Raw genomic sequence first — 18,811 nt, 5'->3', positions numbered from 1 at the left:
TGGGGACGTTGCGCGTAGGCGTCAGGACCATGCCGGTAGCTGTCACGCCCACGCTGCATTGTCAAAGGCCGCCAAAGATCTTCACCCGCGATGTTCGGGCCCGGGCTTGGTGCCGGAAGAAACGGCTGTGGAACGGAAAGGCGGCTCGCAGGACTTGGGCGGTCACCGCGGCCAACGCGTATTTCGCGATTCCGGGTGAGCCTGCTACAGGACTCAAACGGACCTCGGGCGCGGCGCGGATATACCGCGTCCATCGGTACTCCGGCAGCTGGAACGAAGGGCGTCGATCGCGACGCCCCATGAGGCTTGCGGAGACATCGAGATGGCCGGTCTGATCCAGGCGCGGGGGAACCCCGCCGTACCTACCCAGACCGAAGCATCGTCGACGTGACGGTCCCGACCGCGTTCGTTCCCGCCAACGAACGCGTTGCCCGCCGCCTCGACCTGTTCGTGAGGCTGAGCGGCGCCACGGGCATCGTCGTCGGCCTCCTCGTGCTCGCCGGTTACGGACTGCGCCAGCCCATTCTCACGATGTTGCATCCGAGCCTTCAGGCGATGTCGGTGCTCACCGCTACCGAGATCGGCCTGATCGGCGGCGCGCTGGTGGCCGAACGCCTCGGCTGGCGCGGTGCGGCGCGAACCTTCGGGGCCGTCGTCCTGGCGGGGTCGATCGCGGTCCTCCTGTGCCACGCCTGGGCCGGCGAGGATCTCCTCGGCCCGGTACTGGCCGAGCGCCTGTTCGCCTACGACCCCGAGATGGCCGGACGAACGTCCATCGCCACAGCGGTCGGTCTCTTCCTCGTGTCGTTCAGTTTCCAGGTCGGCGGACGTGCCGGCATCGGTCGCGTGACACCAGGGAACGTATCTGCGATCCTCGGCGCAGGCATCGGCGGCCTCGCGCTGATCGGCTACGCCTACGGCGTACGGGACCTCTATGCGTTCGGCCCGTTCGATACCATCGCCCTGCACACCGCGGCGGCACTGTTCGTGCTCGGCCTCGCCGCCGTCGTCGTGCGCTTCGACCGCGGCTGGGGCGCCGTGGTCGCTTCCAACCTGGCCGGCGGCGGCGCGACCCGGAGACAGCTCGGCCTGACCCTCATGATCCCGGTTGCCGGGGGCATCCTCCTGCGCGCGACGGATGCCGACACGGTCGGACCGGGGATGGCGATGGCCCTCCTCGTCTCGCTGACGGTGGCCTCCCTTGGCATCCTCATCCTGCGGGACGGCCGCGTGCAGGACGAGCTCGACCGGGAGCGAAGGTCACGCAACGACGTGCTCTCCGACGCCAAGGCCGAGCTCGAACGGGATCTCGCGATGCGCTCCGCGGCCCTGGAGGCCGCGACCCGCGAGCGCATCCAGGTCGAGGACACGCTGCGCCAAGCCCAGAAGATGGAGGCCATCGGCCAGCTGACCGGGGGCGTCGCCCACGACTTCAACAACCTGCTCACCGTGATCCGCTCGTCCAGCGAACTCCTGCGCCGACCCGACCTGCCGGAGGAGCGCCGCCTGCGCTACGTCGACGCCATCGCGGACACGGCGGCACGCGCCACCAAGCTCACCGGTCAGCTCCTCGCCTTCGCACGCCGCCAAGCCCTCAAGCCGGAGGTTTTCGACGTCGGTCAGAGCGTGACCGCGATCGCGGACATGGTCGGCTCGCTCACGGGCAACGGCATCGCGATTGTCGTCCGGGCACCCGACGAGCCGTGCTTCGTCGACGCCGACCCGAGCCAGTTCGACACCGCCATCGTCAACCTGGCCGTGAACGCCCGTGACGCGATGGCGGGCCGGGGCGAGCTGTCCGTCGAGGTCGCGGCGACCGGGGGCGCGAATGCCGGCGATCCCGGCGTCGTCACGGTCTCGGTCATGGACGATGGCTGCGGGATCCCGCCGGGCGACCTTCAGCGGATTTTCGAGCCGTTCTTCACGACCAAGGAGGTAGGCCACGGGACTGGGCTCGGCCTTAGTCAGGTGTTCGGCTTCGCCAAGCAGTCCGGCGGGGAGATCCGCGTGACGAGCCAGCCGGGCGAAGGAACGACCTTCATCCTGACCTTGCCGAGGGTCGCCGGCATGAGCCGGGCAGGCGTGGTCGAGGCCGACCCGGAGGCGGCCATCGACGGCCATGGCATGTGCATTCTCGTGGTCGAGGACAACGCCGACGTTGGCTCCTTCACCACCGGTGCACTCGGCGAGTTGGGCTATCGCACGGTCTGGGCGGCCAACGCCGAGGCCGCGCTGGCCGAGCTGCGGATCGACGCCGTCCGGTTCGATGTGGTGTTCTCCGACGTCGTGATGCCCGGCATGAACGGGATCGAGTTGGGGCAGGAGATCCGGCGCCTCCACGAGGATCTCCCGGTCGTCCTGACCTCGGGCTACAGCCACGTGCTGGCGCAGAACGGGACCTACGGCTTCGAGCTCCTGCACAAGCCGTACTCGGTCGACGAGCTTGCCCGCACGCTGCGGAAGGCCGCCACCTGGAGACGCCGGAAACGCATCCTGGCCGGCTAAGCGCCGACGAGCGGACCTGCCCTTCCAGACGACCGCGTCATGTAAGCGGCAGGCCCCAGATATCCGTCTTGCCCCACAACAGCCAAGCCCGGCGGCTTTCATAGGCGCGCTCGGCCTCCATTCGATCCGTCGCCGATCGGGCACGCCCGACATCCGCACCGTACCGGTCGAGGGTAATGTCGAGGCCCGCGAGGCGTCGATGCAAAATCATCGTCCGACCTGCGGGAAGCGCACGGAGCCTTCCGAGCGCAGTGTCTGGATCGCGGCCGTCACGTCCGCGACCGCCACCGTCAGGTCGGCCAGGACCTCCACCAATTCGTCGAATGCCGACGCTTCCGTCTCGGCCCCCGGGGGCTCCAGCGCCGCTAGGATGGCTCCCAACGCCCGGTCCTGCCTGTCGAGGCGTCGCACGATCTCGGCGTCCATGTAATGTCTCCCTCAATTCAAAGCCGGTTAGGCGCGCCCGCACGACCACTGCCGGGATGCGGGCGCCTTCGAGACGCCGTGCCGCCGCGCCGATGAGGCGGGTGGCAAGATGCGTTGTCCCGCTCGCATCGACGATGACGGCGCCGACCCGTCCCTCCCGCAGGTCGAGCCCACGGGCCCGCAGCGCGGCAACGAACGATGCGGCGTCGTCGCTGGCGCGCCAGGCCGCCAGGGCCGACCGGCGCAGGTCATCGAGAAGGATCCCCGTGCGGTCCTGGATCAGGCGTTCCGTCGGCGTGAGCGGCGCGATCGGACGCGCCGCTGTGGTCGCGCCCGCGTCGACGAGCCAGTCGGCGACGTCGTGGCGACCCTCCGTTCGCAGGCGACGCTCGATCGCGCGGGCATGCTTCGACGGCACCGGCGGCACGCCATAGGCATGCTCGACGATGCGGGAACACTTTTCGCGTCTCGGGTAATCCCAGGCCAGATCGACGACGGAGCCGTCGGTGCGCACGAGGCCATAGATGCGGTGCTCGTGGCGGCGGCCGTGCTTGACGTGCTCGACGCCGCAGTAGGGTTGGTCCCGCAGGCCGAATTCCTTTTCGAACAGCGACCAGAACAGCGCCCGCGCGCCGGCTTCGTCGGGGATGCCGTGATCCGGGTCGACGTGGACATGATAGACGGGGCGGTCCGTCCGGCCTCCGAGGGAGACGGCGACCAGTTCGCGGATCTGTCCGGTCAGGTCCATGCTTGCGAGGCCGCGGGCGGGGACGACCACGACCTCGTCGTTCTCCGCGTCCGTCAGGTGTCGGGCCAGGGCATCGCCGAGGCCTTGCCCGCGCGTGGCGCCGCTGATCACCGGTCGGCCTCCCTGCTCGGTCGCCGAGCCTCTCTGATGACCAGCGGGATGAGGATCTCCCGCACCGTCGTCAGGCTCATCCGCGCCGCAGGAAGGTCCTTCATCGAGATCGCCGCGTTCACGGCGGCCAATTCCCGGATGGCCGCCGAGATCGCCGCGGCATCCTCGTCCGGCCGACGAACCGGTCGGCCGCTCCTGCTATCCGCGCCGGACTGCATCTCGACCTTTTCGAGGAGCAGTCGCCGCACCCATGCCCCGGCGGTCAGGCCCTCGTGAGCCGCGCGATCGGCAATGGCCCCGTTCAGCGCGCGGCTCACGCGCACCACGAACCGGACCGGAAGGCCGGGCGGTCGACGCGGCGGTCGCGACGCGGCGTCGGGCGCTCTGTCAGGTATTGCGGATGAACGTTCCTCGGCGCTTTGCGGGTGACGCACTGCCGGGTGCTTCCTAATGGGGATCATCGTCTCGTCGTCCGTGTTGCGCGTAGCCGCGGGTGCGCGTCAGGCCCTGCCGGCGGGAAAGGGCGGGTGGTGCACGGCGGCATCGGGGATCGCGACAGCGCCCGTCCCGGCCTCGCCGGAGCGGCCTCGTTTCCGGGCGATCCGGTCCAGGGTCGCCGCGCGGCGGGCTTCGAGGGCGGTGACGATCACGGCCGGGACCGCCAGGGGCTCGGGCCTCGACCACCCCTGCACCCGGGCCTGCTCGATCCGCTCGTCGAGAGCTGCCAGGGCGCGCTCCCACGTCTCGATGCCCTCGATCATCGCTTGCGCGGCCACCGCCCGCTCGACGCGTTCGTCGACGTCGGCGCGGGCCCGCCAAGGGAGTTGCCGCGTCAGGCGTTTGGCATACTGCCAGGCCCACAGGTCGGGACCCATCGCCTCCGCCAGGCGGGCGAGGTCGGTAGGACGCATCCGTTCGAACACGCCGCTCTCGACGCTGCGGGCGTAATCCCGCGTGGCCGTCGTCAAGGAGAGGATGCGGATCGGGCGGACGCCCGCCCGCCTCGTCGACGGTGGCGCCTCGCTCCGGCCGGCGCCGTGGCGCGGAGCCGGATCCGCGGGCGGGCTCCGGCGACGCAAGAGCCTTTCGAACAGGGTGGGCATCGAGGGGCTCCGAACGTCGCCGGCCGAATCCGGACCGGATGACAATGGAAGCACGTTCCTGTTTTGTTCCAAGTGGGATGACAACTATAAAAATCGGATTCCCGTTCATCGTCGGCGGGGGACGCCCGGATCGACGGAGGCCGGGCGCGGGATCGCGGCGTCCATCGCGATGCGCGGTCGGATCGGGCTATCGTCCGGGAAGATGGGTCGGGCGGCATCCGGGCTCCCGCCGGCCTTGACGGGAACGGCACTGATTCGCGCCGGGCCTGGCCGTAAATCCGTCCCGGGACCGACGAGTGGGATGACCTCCATGGCCTGTCGCGGAACGGGGTAGCGGCGGGATTTGGCCGCACCGGACCGCACGGGGACAATCGAACCTCGACACAAGGAGGTTCACCCATGTTCACGGCCATCATCCGCTACTTCGGGTGGCATCAAGCTCCGCCCGTCCGATCGCCCGCCAAGGGCAAGCCGAGACCGGCGGAGGCGGTTGCGGCCGCGGCACGTCCGAGGCCGAATACCAGCGCCAGGCCTCCGGGCGTCCTGTCCGGGCATGACACGTTCAAGGCCGGTGGCAGTGAAGGGCAGGCTAAGCCAGCCATGGACGGCATCCCAAGGGATGCCGTCCAGAGGATGCCACGCGTGGCATCCCCAGGGCTCCCGCCCGTGGACCCGGTAGGACAGGGGACCGCTCCGATCGGATCCGGCGCGGTTGTCCAGGGTGGCGGAGGTAGTCCCCCGGCCAGCCCCCGGCCCTTGGCGCCGGCCCTGGACTCGTTCGGCGGCACGCACCGGTCGAGTCCCGGTTTCGACCGACTTCCGGTCGGCGAGGCACACCCAGGGTCGATGAGGGACCACATCCTGCCGGTGGCAGAATACTTAGTTTCCGGCCCGAAATCCCTGGAAAGCCTCGACTCATCGATTGAGCGATCCTTTGCAGGCGACGACGTGGAGGAAGGATCATCAAAGGATCGTCGGGACGACGCTCCGATGCCGGCGGACGCGCTGCTTCAACTGGAGCTTTTCCCAGGAATGCCATCGGCTTCCGAGCATCACATCGTCATCGACGACCAGGGCGGAAAAGCATTCCAGGCAAAGGACCGCAAGGATTGCGAGCGGTCCTTTGGATCGGCAGACCCAGACGACGAGCCCGTCGTGGCGGCCGGTCATTCCCTGGGCTTTGACTCGCGGATCGAAACCGGTTTGCCTCGCGTGACGACGCCGGCCAGGCCTTTGCCGAAGCGACCCCAACGGATTGCTGACCGGCCGCGGAGCGAGGAGTGGAACGATGACGAGCTGCTGACCCTGCCCGAGGCCGCCGCCCTGTTCTGGCCGGACGGCCCGATCACCACCAACACCCTCAGGACAGCCGGCCGCGATGGCGCGCTGGCGATCACGAAGGTGGCCGGCAAGTTCTTCACCACCCCGATGGCGATCCGTCGGATGGGTGGGGATGGTGTCGGCGAGAAGTCCAAGCAGCCGGAGGCGGACGAGATGTCCGCGTTTCCCACGTTGCAGATGAAGATTGCCGAGGCACAGAGGCTCGGCGGAGGGCGCGCGCGTTCGAGACGCGCTGCCAAAGGTCCCGTCACGACAGCCGCAAACGGCGGTTCCGGACGGTAAGCGGCGGGCACGGGGCGCTCAGACTTGGCGGTTAAACCGCCCCGTGTCCGCCTTCCGACGCACCGGCACGCGTGCCGGCACAGGTAGGCTTGAATTACGATGAAGCGAGAGAAGATGCAACGGGCCGCTTTTGAGCGCGCCGAGGATGACGTGCGCGTCGCGTTGATGACCGCGGCGGCGGCGATCCCAGAGCCGGACAACAAGCCCGGGCCACCCTCGAAGGGCCCCCGCTTGGTGCCGCGCAAATCCAGGACGGACCCCACGAAGATCACGTTGTACATACGCGACGGCAGGGCGGAGGTGTCGACGCGTCAGCCCGAGTCACAGCGGAAGAAGGCCGAGAGGGTCCTCGATCTCTACAAGCTTCAGAAGGAAGCGCGGGAGCGGGGCATCGTCGCCCCACGCATGGTCCCGGTCGCGGCGACGCTCAACCACCTTCTCGACGCCGCACGGCCGCCCGGCAAGCCGCCAGCCCCGCGCAAGACGTCCCTTCGTACCGCCGCCGCCAAGAAAAAGGCCCGGGTCTGGAAGAAGTATCGCCAGCTGGTGACGCGTATCAAATCGCTGGCGACCTTCTTTAAGGACGAGACGCTCAAGGACCTCACCACGACCCGGCTCCTCGAATACATCGAGTGGCGAACCGACCAGCGCGACGCGCGCTATCTGGACGACGACCCCGATGCGCCGAACGCCAGTCCGAGCTCCGCGCGGGAGGACATCTGCTTCCTCCGCAAGGCGGTGAACCTCTACGCTGGAGAGCATACGCTCGCTTGGCATCCCAACGTGGAGGTGCCGGCGCAGGGCCCGGGGCGGACGCGGTGGTTGCGGCGACCGGAGGTAGCCCGGATGTACTGGGCCATCCGCGGTCGCATCTGGGACAACGACACGGGCGCTTGGAAGCGCGAGTTGGTCATGGGCCCGCGCGGCAGGAAGGTGTGGCGCTACGCGTATCGTGATCCGCAGACCATTACCAACCGCAAGGCGTTGCGGCGGTACCTCTTCGTTGGTCTGTACACCGGCACCCGGGACGAGGCACTCAGGGAACTCCGCTGGGAATGTTCGGCGGATGGCGGCTGCATCGACGTGGAGGGCCGCTTCATCCACCGGCGCGGCTTCGGGTTGGACCCCAGCGAGGGCAAGCCGCGGATGACGTCGCGGATCGCCCCCAAGGTTGCCTCGACGATGGGGGGGTGGCGGAAGTCCGATCTCGCCGCCGGGATCTCGGCCGTCGTGTCCCGTCCGGACGGTGAGCCCTACGCGTCGGCCCCGGTGTGGATCTGGGAAGCGGTCGTCGCCGACGCCGGCCTCGACGCGGAGGTCGTGCGTCACACGCTGCGCCACACGGCGGCGACATGGCTTAGGATCGGCCGGGTCGATGTCAGGGCCGCGGCCGACCTGCTGGGCATGTCGGTCCAGACCGCGGTGAAGATCTACGGCCAGTGGACCCTGGAAGGGCAGGAGGCGGCGGCCGATGCCCTGGCGTGGTCGCACGGTGTGAAGGCGGCCCACTCCTTCGCCGTCAGGGTCCCCTCCACGATCGAGGTCGTAGTACCCCGGGGCCTGCCCCCGCGGGAGCCCCCGGGTCAGGTCGAGCGGCGACGGAGGGAGCGGACCCGATCAACGGATCACGCCACTCGCAGGCGGATCCATCCAGAGGCCGTCATTGGCCGTAAGACGCCTGTCCTCGCTTGAACCAGTCGACCGGAGGGAGGGGCTATCGAGCCCCTCCCTCCGGGCCTCCTCACGCAAGTTCAACGCCGGATCTTAAATCGGTCCGTGCAGGGCAGTGATATCATCCTGGCGCCAGGCCCAGTGAATAAGGGTAGGCGGATCAGGCGGTAGCCTGACCAGTTCCGCCACGCCCCCCCGTTCCGGCCTTCTTTCGCGTTGGGGTTCCGGCATCCTTCGTCTTCGTCGGCGGCTTTAGAAGGTCGACGGTCTCGAATAGGCGCCGAGTGTACCTGTCGGCTTGCCGACGGAGGTCATTCGTACCGTTTACGACGATGAACATGCCGACGAGGGCGGACAACGCGACGACCGGCCAGACGGGGTGCCCGAACCAAATCGCTGCGGCGCCCGACCCCATACCGATCAGGGTGGTCAGGATCCCATACGGCCTCATCGCCAAGAGGTTGCGACGGAATCCATAACTCACGTTTTCATCGAACAGCATGGGGAAGTTCTTGGGACCCCAGGTTCTCGCACGTAGCATACGGACCATGCCGGCGTAGCACTGGTCCGCTGCGGCAGGGTCGCTGGCTTCCTCCTGTGCGCTCGGCACATGGAGGCTTGGATCGAGTGCAGCGATCTTCATGTGCAGCGCCAAGGTCTGGCGCGCGTCGAGTTCCGGATGAGCATAGCGAAGATAGGCCGTGGCTGGCGCGCCACCCCATTCGCGCCAGAGCCTTTCCTCCAGGCGCGTCCCGAAGGCCCGAGGCACGAAGGACAGGGCGGTTGCGAGCAAGGTAGCGCAGGCCCCAGTCGTCACCCACTTTGCCGCCAGGCCGCCCCATCCATCCTTCGCGAACGCCTCGGACGGTACCCAGGGATAGGCCGCCAGAACCAAGGGTATGGCAACGACGAGCATCGGCAGGACGCGCGCGTTCAAGGTGTAGCGGTCAAGATGCAACATCAGGCGGCCTCCCCGAGCGGGCCACCCGCGGGCCGATGCTCGATGAATTCAGTGACGAGGGTGCGGTAGCCGCCGGGCGTGTGGATCAGCATCAACAGCGGGAATATTTGCACGGCCGCGAGCTTCAGCGCCGTCGCGAGATCCTTCGCCGAGTGACCGCTGGTAACGAGATGATTGTGCCAGGTCCCGAGCGGATACAGGGCGCCTCCGTTCCGCTCGACCAGGCCATCGATGCGCTCCGACAACCCGTCGATGCCGAGCACGAATTCATCCGCAGAGAAGCGGCTGTCCGGAGGGGCAGACAGCACATCCACGACATGGAACGTGTCGGTGACGTCCGAGTAGCGGCCGACGATGATCCCCCCGGTCTCGCTGCCGGGCCGCGCGGCGACCTCACGCGCGATGGAGGCGTCGACCCGTGCACTCACACGGACGCCAGGGCCACGTTCCGAGGCGGTCTCGACGACCGTCCATGGAGGGACCGGCTGCCGGATCCAGCTCTGGCCGAGGCCATCGTCCGCACCGAGCCCGATAAGGATCTCGCCGCCGGCCATGGGCAAGCCGGTCGCGTGCAGCTTGCCCAGCGCGACCGCTATGGGAGCGGTCATCGCCGAAAGATGGGCGTCCGTCATTGGAAAGGTCAGCGAGGAGCACCCCTGACCGATCGAGATCCGGGTTGCCTCGGCCTCGGGTCCGAAAACGGCAGCGGCCGTGACGTTGTCGGCGGCGAGAATGCGATAGGCCTCGGCGGCAAGGTCCGCGACAGACGGATTGGCAGCCGGACCCTCCACGGCCATGTACGCCAGGCGACCGGCACCGAGCAGGCAGGTCTCGACGCATCTCGGCCGGATGACTGTGACCTGCGGGAGCGACAAGGCTTCGCGCACCACCAGGGAGCCGGTCGCATTCACGACGAAATCCGCTTCTGTCCCGAACACCGCTCCGGCCTTCGCCGGATCGCCCATCGCCATGGGGATGTCGGCGGCGATGGCAGCGAGAGCCATCTTGCCATCGGTGAACCCGACGAGGCTGGAAGCGAGGAGCGATGCCTTGTTGACGCCCTGGTGCTGTTCAGAGACGTTCATCGGGAACAGGGCGTGCCGGGCATAATTATGTGGCCGCATCGGCGCGGTATCGACGAGCCTTGAAGGGCCTCGGCCGCATCGCATCATGTGCGTGGCGATCTTGGATCCCACGCTGCCGCATCCGAGTAGCGTCCACCGCATCGATCCGGCGCCGTCCTCGCCGGAGGCTTCTCGCAGGAGGTTCGGCGAAACCTGGTCGTGTGGCGCGACGAGACGGACCGGCTTGTGGCTCGTAGGCCCGAGTTCGTCGTTTCCGAAGAGTTCGATCAGGTACGGGCAGATCTCGATAGGGGAGTGACCACCCGTGAGGTTGAACGGCCGCCGCGCCAGCAGGATGATGATGCAGGGTTGCGCCGCGCGGCTCGTCTTTCCACGCATCCTGCGTTGCAGGAGGTCGAGCTTGGCACGCAGTTGATCGCCGCAACCGAGCGCATGCGCGCGGGCATGAAGCGAAGCGACGTCGACGACGGTCTCCGGCAGGTAGCTGGCCGCGATGAAAGGTTGCCCCGATGGGGTTCGGCCTGACCATGCCACGAGCGCAAGCGCGAACCCGTATCGCTCCGAGTCGGAGACGACCTGGCCTGACCAACGGCAATCGTTCTCGGACAAGCCGTGACGTATGTCCGACAGCAAGACCCGATAGGTCTCGGGCGCGCCGTTTTCACGGGTCGCCGCGTAACCTGCACCGAAACCGTCGCATCCGCCGTCGCGACCGGCCAATGAACGGACCCAGCCGGAATTCAGGATGACCAAGTCGTGGATCCCGTCGCGTCGGGTTATCTCCCAACCGCCGACGGGATCGTTGAGCCGAACGAGCGCTGCCCGACCGATCCATTCCACGAGCTGGTCGATGACCCCGATTATATCTCGGGATTGCAGGAGCTCACGCACCGAGCCGAACAGGAGGCAAGGCTCCGGAGGGAAGTTCGGCCCCCGGGGCTGAAGATGGGGATGGCTGCGGTCAAAATCCGCTCGCAGGACGATGTAGGGCTCCCGCAGGGGGTAATCCGGCGTGAACCTTATGGAGACTGGTTCGATGGCCAGCACACCGTTGTCGGAATGACCACGGACCCGCCACCTGGACGGGAGGTGGGCATCGATCCGGACCACGGCGTCCGTCACGCCGGTGGCGGCGTCGAAGTGGCTCTCGATGCCGCGCACGGACGGATGCAGGGCGATCAGCCGAAGCGCCCTCGCGACGGAGCGTGGCATCGAGGGCGGCTCGGTCACCGGCGGGGTGGCCTCAGCCGTGCGGGAGGGGCGTTGCTCCGATGCCGGTCGCCACCGCGACCGTCGCAGCGACCGTCGGGCGCTTCGGCTTGTGCCCGGCATATGTCACCTCGATCTCGTAGGGGTCCGTACCGGAGCGGTCGGCGATGCAGGCGAACGTGCCATTCTGCGGGGCGACGATGTCCTTGTATTCGCGCTTGGCGCGAATGCACGGCGGATCGTCGGCGTCGTCCTTGATCTGCTTGCTGCTCGCAAGGATCTCGGCACCGGAGCGGGCCTGGCCGAGGGCCGACCGCGCATCCTCGCTCACCTCGGCGCCTTCTCCGTAATCGGACCAGCTGTCCCAGGAGAGCGAACGCCAGCTGCAATGGTGGGGTGCGATCAACACATCGTATTCGAGGACATGCTTGCGGGACTTGTTGCGGTCCCAGACCTTTTCCCAGATGCCGACTTCCGCATCGCCCCCGAACAGGAAACGCGACGCATCGGGGTCGCCGTCTGCTTCCAAGGCCAGGCCGATGATGACGCTGGAGTTGTTCTTGCTGAGGAACTCGTCCTCGTCGTCGTCCGAGGCCGGCATCGGTGCGATGAGCCGTGCCGTGAACCGGCCGGTCACGCCGCAGATGCGGGAGAACTCCCCGTCGGCCTTCACAAGGATCGGGCCGAGGTCATCGGTCTTCCCGTCGACGTCCTCGCCCATGATGATGACGCGCTCGCCGTCCGGGCCGACCCCGCGCTCACGAAAGCGCTTAACCCTACGCCGCGCTTCGCATGCCCAGGCGTTGGCATCGTCGCACAGCTGATGGTCCCGGCTCGCCCGGCGGAAAACGATCGGGCTCGACCACATCTCGCGGATGATGATCTTGTCCGCTGCCTTGGACCAAGTCTCCGGCGGCCCGAGGTGGAAGTGCTCCTTCAAGCCTCGGCAATGGTCCTGGTCGGGGTGGGTGAGCAGGAACCCGTCCACGAAGAGGCGGTCCTCCGCATCCCGCTTCAGGCGCTTGCGCAACTGGGTGATGACGTCCGGCACGTCGGGTCCGGGCTGCCGTACGTTGATGTCGATCAGGAGCTTACGCCCGCCCTCGATCTCGACCAGGTGCATGTCGCCGTTGCCGACGCGGTAATGGACTGTGGATGCCGTCATTCGGGACCTCCGGCGACGCTGCCGTCGTAGCGCGTCATTAAGTACGTCTACTCCGAACTTGGACCGGGACGGTTCGCTTTTCAAGTGTCGGATGTTATCCTACGGCGAACTCCGGTGCGGATGGGATGAGGGTGAGGGTGCGGCGGTGGCGACGTTCGGCGAAAAGATCCGGGACCTGCGCAAGAAGGCGGGGCTGACCCTCGACCAGCTCGCCGAGATGACCGGCTCCAGCAAGTCGTACGTCTGGGAGGTGGAGAACAAGAACCCGCCGCGGCCGTCCGCAGAGAAGATCGACCGGATCGCGAAGGCCCTTGGCGTGACCTCCGACTACCTGATGGATGCCCAGGCCGACTTGGCGACGGCGGAGGACGAGGCGTTCTTTCGAAAGTTCAGGGGGCTCGATCCGGACGTGAAGGACCAGATCCGGCGAATTACCGAAACCTTCAGGAAATGAGCCCGACAGCGCCGGGATAGCGGCACGTTCAGGTTGTTATTCTCCCGAGTGAATGCGAGCCTGTCTTCGAGAAAGGGCCAGGTTCGCAACCATGACGGCTTCCCTCGAAAAGAGCCCGCTGCGCTGGGCGAACCAGCTCACCAAGATGCTCGACCTCGCGAAAGGGCAGGACCGGTATCCTGTCGACGTCGAGGAACTGATCCTGGAATATTCGCGGACCGTCTGGCCGGACGACCCTGTCCTCAAGGTCGTGAGCCAGCCGCTCAAGGGCTTCGAGGGAGCCTTGGTGCCTGTGCACGAGGACCCCCGCGGGTGGCTCGTCATCAGCAACTCGACGGCCTCGGCCGGCCGGCGCCGGTTCACGGTCGCCCATGAGGCTGGGCACTACTTCCTCCACCGCCACCGGCTACCGAACGGCATTCACTGCAAGGAAGAGGACGTCAGCCGGCGTGCCGGCAAGGACATCGAGAAGGAGGCCGATGCCTTCGCGGCGGCGCTCCTCATGCCGCTTCACGACCTGCGCCGCCAGGTCGATCCGAAGGTCCGGCCGACCCTCGTCGAACTCGGTGCGTTGGCCGAGCGATACGGCGTATCGCTGACCGCGGCGACGCTGAGGTGGCTCGAATACACCGAGCGCCGCTCCCTCATGGTCGTCTCGACGGACGGCTATGCCTGCTGGGCGAGGTCGAGCGATCCGGCCTACAGGTCCGGACGTTTCATCAAGACTTCCGGGCCCCCGCACGAGATACCCGCCGTTTCCGGAGCGGCCCGGCCGGACATGGCGGACGCTTGCCGAGCGGGCATCTCGCACCCCTCCGGTGTTTGGTTCGAGGAGGAGGTCGAGGAGTTCACGGTTCACGCGACCGCCCTCGATCAGGTCATCACGATTCTTCATTTCGGAGACGCCAAGCCGCGTTGGAGTGTAACGGATGAGGAGCCAGAGCCGGACGTGTTCGATCGGTTCGCATCGTTCGAGAGCCGGTAGCGGTCGATGGGACTGGTACGATCACGGGGTTGCCCGACATCGATCCGACAGCATGCCACGGCCCGCGTGAGGGTCGCAGCGCGCCATCGGGCAAGATGCCTTCGGGATGGCGGTGCACGACCCCGGGCACGGGGGGCTGGGCCATCACGACCATGGGCTGCGGTGAACCTGCGGTAGACCCCCGGGACCTAGCCCTACGGCCTTCAGGGCCCCGCCAGACGCGCCGCCGAAACGCTGGGCACCGAGCCCGCCATGATGGTCCGTGCAACTGCCAAGCCCGGAAGCGGGTTCGCAGGCCATCCGGGATCCAGCTGAGCCACCCGATCCGACGCCGCCATCCGCCAGCGTTCGGACGGTAAACGGGCCGCCGCCGACACCGCGCGATGAATGTGGAAGGGTGGTGGCCTCACTGAATGACAATGCCCGAAAGCCTGCCTCATCATGGGCCCGAGGGGCCGTGGTGGACCGTGCGTCGTTCCAGACCTATGTCGAACGGAGTGCGTTCGTGGGAAAGGAAGCGGCCGTGGCAAGAGGGAACAAGCTTGGAGGTTCCGCGGCGCCGGCGGAGAAGCCTGAGGCCCTCCTGCAAACGGTGATCGAGGCCGTCATCGAGGCCAGCGCTTTGAGTTTTAGCGACTGGTCCGCCCTTAGCCCAAATGCGCTGGTCCCCTTGGCGATCCCTGTAAGCGCGGGCGGACAATATCGGGTCACTCAGGCCGGCGTCGACGCCGCGCACGTTTTGACCGAACAGGTCTGGAAAGCGCGCCCGGACTTGCGGCAGACGATCACGCGCGAGAAGTTCAACCGCTTGTCGTTCACCGCGATCGGAGACGCGATCGCTAATAGTCGCTCCCATCTCGATCCGACCGAGGATCCGCCCGGCGACCGGTTCTACGCCGCCATCGCCAAGGACTTCCAGACCAATCTCGACGCCTTGGCAAACAGCGCGCGGGGCGATGTGGATCGGCACATCCCTTGTCACCTGTTCGACCTGGATCAGGGCGTTGCGGAGTTTACGGTCGGTCCGGTCGCATTCTTGCCGAGGGCGGCGTGGCTCACCCGCTTCGTCATCAACCCGATCCAGCTCGGCCACATCCAAGAGGTCGAGGATCGGACGGTCACCTACGAAGACCTGCGGCAACGGGCGCTGGCCGTGGGCGCCCCCCGGGATCTGCGCGATGCTTGGAGCATACTGAAAACCCTGCGCAATTTTACATGGGTGGCCACCTTGAGGGTGAGTGGCCACGAACTCGATCAATCGCACCGCAAGGCTTCGGTGATCATCGGCCTGGCGATCGACGCGGTGGGGTCGCGTTTCCCCGTCGAAGCCGCGCGCAGGTTCACGCGCATGGGCCGCCAGCACCTCTATTCGGAAGAGCGGCTCGCAAGTACGCCTGATGGCCGCTTCCTCAACGGATGGAGCATTCGGATGCCAGGCTTAGGTGCTAGGCCAGGCGCTCTCAGGGCTAAGATGGCTGCCGAGCAACCCTTTCTCGATGACGCCGGCGAGATTTTCTCGGCATACATGACCGGACGCCAGACGGGCTCCGCGCCTCACCTCGTGGAGCGCTGGATGAACGCCCTCTATTGGTTCGGCGAAGCCCGCCGCGAGGCGTCCGACTTCATGGCAGTCGTCGATTACGGCTGCGCGGTCGATGGCCTGTCGGGAGCAGGCGGCTCGGCCAAGGAGATGGGCGAATTCGCGAAGGCCGCGCTCGATCCCAAGGGTCAACCGACACCCGCCGGATCGCTCAGCGTTTCCGCTGCGGTGGATAGGCTCTACGTCGAGGGGCGGAACAAGCTCGCCCACGGCGAGACACCAGGTTTGCTTGAGGACCTGAGCGAACTCAGGGCCATAGGCGACGACCTGCTCGCCAAGCTGTTCGACGTCGTCACCGTCGAACTGGCAGACTTCATCCGGAACAAGCCGCAGTACCTAACGGTCTCCGAGGATCATGCCATCCGGGCGTTGAGGACGCGTCTTGAACAGCGCCCGTAGCTGGGGGAACCGTCGGGAAACCCCCGGGCCCAGGGTTTCGGCCCTACGCGTTACGGGTTGTCTGGTTAGAAACTCACTGGTTCATCCCCCTAGAGAACGAACGGTTTCCATGCTTTTCGATCGAGCTTGAAACGGCCCGATCCGTTTGTATCTGGCCTAACCTTCGGGAAACCGTCGGGACGATTTTCGACCGTTTTGGCTTCGCAGACGTCACGTTTCACCGGTCCGTTCTGGGCCACCGACGTACCATCGCCTGTTCTCACAGCGTACCACACCCGCACTGCGTAGAACGGTCTTCGCTTGTTCCGCCGCCCCCGATCTGACCCCGGCCTTTTGAGCCGCGCTCGTAAGATCCGGTCCGGTGACCCCGCCTGCGCCGGCCGCGTTCAGGATCCCAAGCACGACCCCCATCGCTTCCGCGGCTTTCGTCCCCCCCGGCGCTTGGCTGCTCTCTCGCCTTTCGCGGCCGGGCGCCTCCACCGTTGCCAAGGCTACCTCGATCCGGCGCCCCTGGCGTTCGATCGTCTCGATCAGGTCGGAGAGTGTCACCGGTGAGGGGCTGGGATCCGAAGCGGCGGCCTCAGAAGCGGTCTCAACCGATACGCCTCGCAGTTCGAGCCACGCGCGTGCTGCCTCCGAGTAGATGGCGCTGGCGGATCGACCTTCGTCCAGGCCGGCCTGCTTGATCGCCCTGTGCAGGGCGGGCGGGACGTAGAGCATCACCTTCGACTTGCCCGGGTCAAGGGTATCGCCAGAGGGTCTTTTTGGTGGAGGCACCGCGGCATGTCCGGCATTGCTGACAGCAAGCTGTCATGCCAGCTCAATGTTAAAATATGAGCCTATCGATCCGGCCTTGGTGGACAGTGATGACCCACCAGCATGACAGTTTGCTGTTATGCTGGTGCTCTTGATCGTGAACGGCCGACTGAAGGCCGTCCGGCCACGACCCGCGATGGGTGCGCCGCCGGGATCGATGGCCCTTCACAAGCTCGTCGCGGCGCGGTGGTTTCCTCCGAGATCCCGCGTCCTTCACCCGGGACAACCGGTTCGACGAAGGTGCGGCCAGAACCCGCTTCCCAGCGCCGGATCTCGCCGGTCCCGCTGTCGCTCAGACCGCCCTCACCAACGCTCCATTACCGCCGAATCGCCCGAATTTCGAGTTGGAAGGCGGCACACGGCGGTGGTACACACGAAACCTGAAAACGGGCGCCGCGAACACCGTTTCCCTAGGGAAAGCGCGAGCCGGGGTACGGTCCCCCCCTCTCCGCCACTAAGCTGCTGTAACTGTTCGGCTTTATGGTAGTCGGCTGTAGGCGTCGATAAGCTAGTATCTGCCTGATCTGTCACACTCGGTCACAGTGGCAGGTTTCTCATGGCGACGATGCGGAAGCGTGGCAGTTCGTGGCAAGTGCAGATTCGGCGCTTTGGTCACGCTCCGATTTCCCGTTCTTTCCCTACCAAGGATGAAGCCCGGCGATGGGCGACGATGATGGAGCACGCCGTCGATGATGGTCGGCACATCGTCCAGGGCGGTTTGACCGGTGTCCATCAAGCGTCGGATGAACGGACATTGGGCGATCTTCTGGATCGCTATGGACGGGAGGTCACACCGACGAAACGGGGCGCCGACTGTGAGCTTCACAAGCTGCGACTGATTAAACGGCACTCATTGTGTGAGGGGCGTGCTGAGACGCTAAAACCGGCTGCTGTGGACCAGTTCGGCGGTCGGCCGTTGAAGTCCGCTTCTTCCACTTCGCCACGGTCTTCGGATTGATCCCGTAGCGCTTGGCCAGCGCCTTCAGGCTCTCTTGACTATGCTGTATCGTTCGACGGGCTGCCGCTGTCGTCGTGGCGCTTGCATGGTGAACCTGGCCCATAGCGCTTCCTTCCACTCTCGTGAAAAGTCTGCACCATCAAAGCCTGGGATCAAACACCTAGCGGATTGCAGCCGATTGCAAACCCCCGACCACAAGCCGAAGCTGCCGGACGACCGACAAATGGCTGCTTTCGAGAAACAACGACGGCTGTCCGCATGACCGGCAAGGGTCGGCTGCGGAACGTCCGCTGCGAGGCGAGTGGCCTGCTGCCGGTTTGGTGGACACCGTCCTAAGCTAATTGGGCTCGGTTTTTCGAACTCGACAGGGCTGAGATAGCCCAGGGTCGAGTGCCGCCGCGCCGGGTTGTAGAAGCGTTCGATGTAGTCGAACACGTCGGCACGGGCTTCATTCCGCGTCCGGTAGGTCCGCCGAGCCGTGCGCTCGGTCTTCAGCGACGAGAAGAAGCTCTCCATCGCCGCGTTGTCCCAAACGTTGCCCGACCGGCTCATCGAGCAGGTCACGCCGTGTTCGGCCATCAAACGCTGGAAGGCTTCATACCGTTTCCGGTTGATTAGTTCGGTCTGGCAGGCTGTGGCCACCAATGGAAGAGTGTGTTGGCGCGCAGGATGTCTGGTTGGGCTTCGAGGTCGCGGCAGCGTTGCTCGATGCGGTCTTGGAGCTCGGTCAACCGGTCGAAGTGCTGGTTGCCGATGGGTTCGTCGACGAGCGGCCAGAGGTATTCTGCGGGCTGGAGCTCGGGGGTGTAGGGGGGAAGGTAGACGAGCCGCCGACCGTCTGGCAGGCGCAGTCCGTGTTCGGTGTGCCATCCGGCTCCGTCGAGCATCAGGATGATCGTGCGCTGTGGGCCTGCACCGGCCTCGCGGGCGAACAGCGCTAGCAGGCGCTCGAAGAGCGGCTTGGAGACGCCGTTGCCGACGTACCAATGGCT

The 18,811-nt window shown here is 66.5% G+C and carries 13 protein-coding genes and 2 pseudogenes; 6 read left to right on the top strand and 9 right to left on the bottom strand.

Going from position 1 to position 18,811, the window contains the following annotated elements; translation table 11 throughout:
• Positions 1-387 precede the first annotated feature (387 nt).
• The gene (locus tag MKK54_RS18225; RefSeq protein ID WP_244012772.1) at positions 388-2,505 is read left to right on the top strand and encodes an ATP-binding protein; all 2,118 of its coding nucleotides are present in this window, start codon (positions 388-390) and stop codon (positions 2,503-2,505) included.
• A 37-nt stretch (positions 2,506-2,542) separates the two neighbouring features.
• Here the strand turns inward: MKK54_RS18225 and MKK54_RS18220 are convergent, their stop codons facing one another.
• The 3 genes from MKK54_RS18220 to MKK54_RS18210 form a co-directional block, all read right to left on the bottom strand.
• Complete coding sequence (locus tag MKK54_RS18220) at positions 2,543-3,790, bottom strand: relaxase/mobilization nuclease domain-containing protein (protein WP_244012769.1); 1,248 nt, start codon at positions 3,788-3,790, stop codon at positions 2,543-2,545.
• A complete protein-coding gene (locus MKK54_RS18215) occupies positions 3,787-4,107 on the bottom strand; it encodes a hypothetical protein (RefSeq protein ID WP_244012767.1) in 321 nt (106 codons plus the stop codon). The genes MKK54_RS18220 and MKK54_RS18215 overlap by 4 nt, the downstream gene beginning before the upstream one ends.
• Positions 4,108-4,290: 183 nt before the next feature.
• Positions 4,291-4,758, bottom strand: coding sequence for a hypothetical protein (locus MKK54_RS18210; RefSeq protein ID WP_244012764.1), 468 nt, complete (start codon positions 4,756-4,758; stop codon positions 4,291-4,293).
• A 981-nt stretch (positions 4,759-5,739) separates the two neighbouring features.
• Between MKK54_RS18210 and MKK54_RS18205 the strand changes: the two genes are divergently transcribed.
• Both MKK54_RS18205 and MKK54_RS18200 read left to right on the top strand, forming a co-directional pair.
• Positions 5,740-6,516 (top strand): hypothetical protein, encoded by a 777-nt coding sequence (locus MKK54_RS18205; RefSeq protein ID WP_244012762.1) that lies wholly within the window; start codon positions 5,740-5,742, stop codon positions 6,514-6,516.
• Between the two features lie 99 nt (positions 6,517-6,615).
• A complete protein-coding gene (locus MKK54_RS18200; RefSeq protein WP_244012760.1) occupies positions 6,616-8,208 on the top strand; it encodes a tyrosine-type recombinase/integrase in 1,593 nt (530 codons plus the stop codon).
• A gap of 139 nt (positions 8,209-8,347) precedes the next feature.
• Here the strand turns inward: MKK54_RS18200 and MKK54_RS18195 are convergent, their stop codons facing one another.
• The 3 genes from MKK54_RS18195 to MKK54_RS18185 are packed head-to-tail and all read right to left on the bottom strand — an operon-like array spanning position 8,348 to position 12,691.
• Positions 8,348-9,148 carry a hypothetical protein gene (locus MKK54_RS18195; protein WP_244012758.1) on the bottom strand — a complete coding sequence of 267 codons (801 nt, stop codon included), beginning with the start codon at positions 9,146-9,148 and terminating at the stop codon, positions 8,348-8,350.
• On the bottom strand, positions 9,148-11,445 hold the full coding sequence (locus MKK54_RS18190; RefSeq protein WP_244012756.1) for a ThiF family adenylyltransferase: 2,298 nt from the start codon (positions 11,443-11,445) through the stop codon (positions 9,148-9,150). The genes MKK54_RS18195 and MKK54_RS18190 overlap by 1 nt, the downstream gene beginning before the upstream one ends.
• Positions 11,446-11,476: 31 nt before the next feature.
• A complete protein-coding gene (locus MKK54_RS18185; protein WP_244012754.1) occupies positions 11,477-12,691 on the bottom strand; it encodes a metallohydrolase in 1,215 nt (404 codons plus the stop codon).
• 61 nt (positions 12,692-12,752) lie between these two features.
• On the opposite strand from MKK54_RS18185, the gene MKK54_RS18180 reads away from it, so the two are divergent.
• From MKK54_RS18180 to MKK54_RS18170, 3 genes are all read left to right on the top strand, one after another.
• Positions 12,753-13,061: a helix-turn-helix domain-containing protein gene (locus MKK54_RS18180; protein WP_244012752.1), complete on the top strand. Its 309-nt coding sequence runs from the start codon at positions 12,753-12,755 to the stop codon at positions 13,059-13,061.
• A 91-nt stretch (positions 13,062-13,152) separates the two neighbouring features.
• Positions 13,153-14,046 (top strand): ImmA/IrrE family metallo-endopeptidase, encoded by an 894-nt coding sequence (locus tag MKK54_RS18175; RefSeq protein ID WP_244012750.1) that lies wholly within the window; start codon positions 13,153-13,155, stop codon positions 14,044-14,046.
• Positions 14,047-14,503: 457 nt separating this feature from the next.
• Entirely contained in the window at positions 14,504-16,045 is a 1,542-nt protein-coding gene (locus tag MKK54_RS18170; protein WP_244012748.1) for a hypothetical protein, read from the top strand.
• A 1,700-nt stretch (positions 16,046-17,745) separates the two neighbouring features.
• Here MKK54_RS18170 and MKK54_RS18165 read toward each other — a convergent pair.
• The 3 genes and pseudogenes from MKK54_RS18165 to MKK54_RS18155 all read right to left on the bottom strand — a co-directional run.
• Positions 17,746-17,922 (bottom strand): annotated as a pseudogene (locus tag MKK54_RS18165) (IS481 family transposase); the annotation flags it as partial.
• 248 nt (positions 17,923-18,170) lie between these two features.
• Positions 18,171-18,416 (bottom strand): annotated as a pseudogene (locus MKK54_RS18160) (IS3 family transposase); the annotation flags it as partial.
• Positions 18,417-18,433: 17 nt separating this feature from the next.
• Positions 18,434-18,811 (bottom strand): transposase (locus MKK54_RS18155; RefSeq protein WP_244012746.1); only part of this gene is annotated, 378 nt, incomplete at its 5' end.

This window comes from Methylobacterium sp. J-068 (assembly GCF_022829445.1).
Taxonomy (GTDB): domain Bacteria; phylum Pseudomonadota; class Alphaproteobacteria; order Rhizobiales; family Beijerinckiaceae; genus Methylobacterium.
This window is presented reverse-complemented; position numbering and strand designations above follow the sequence as displayed.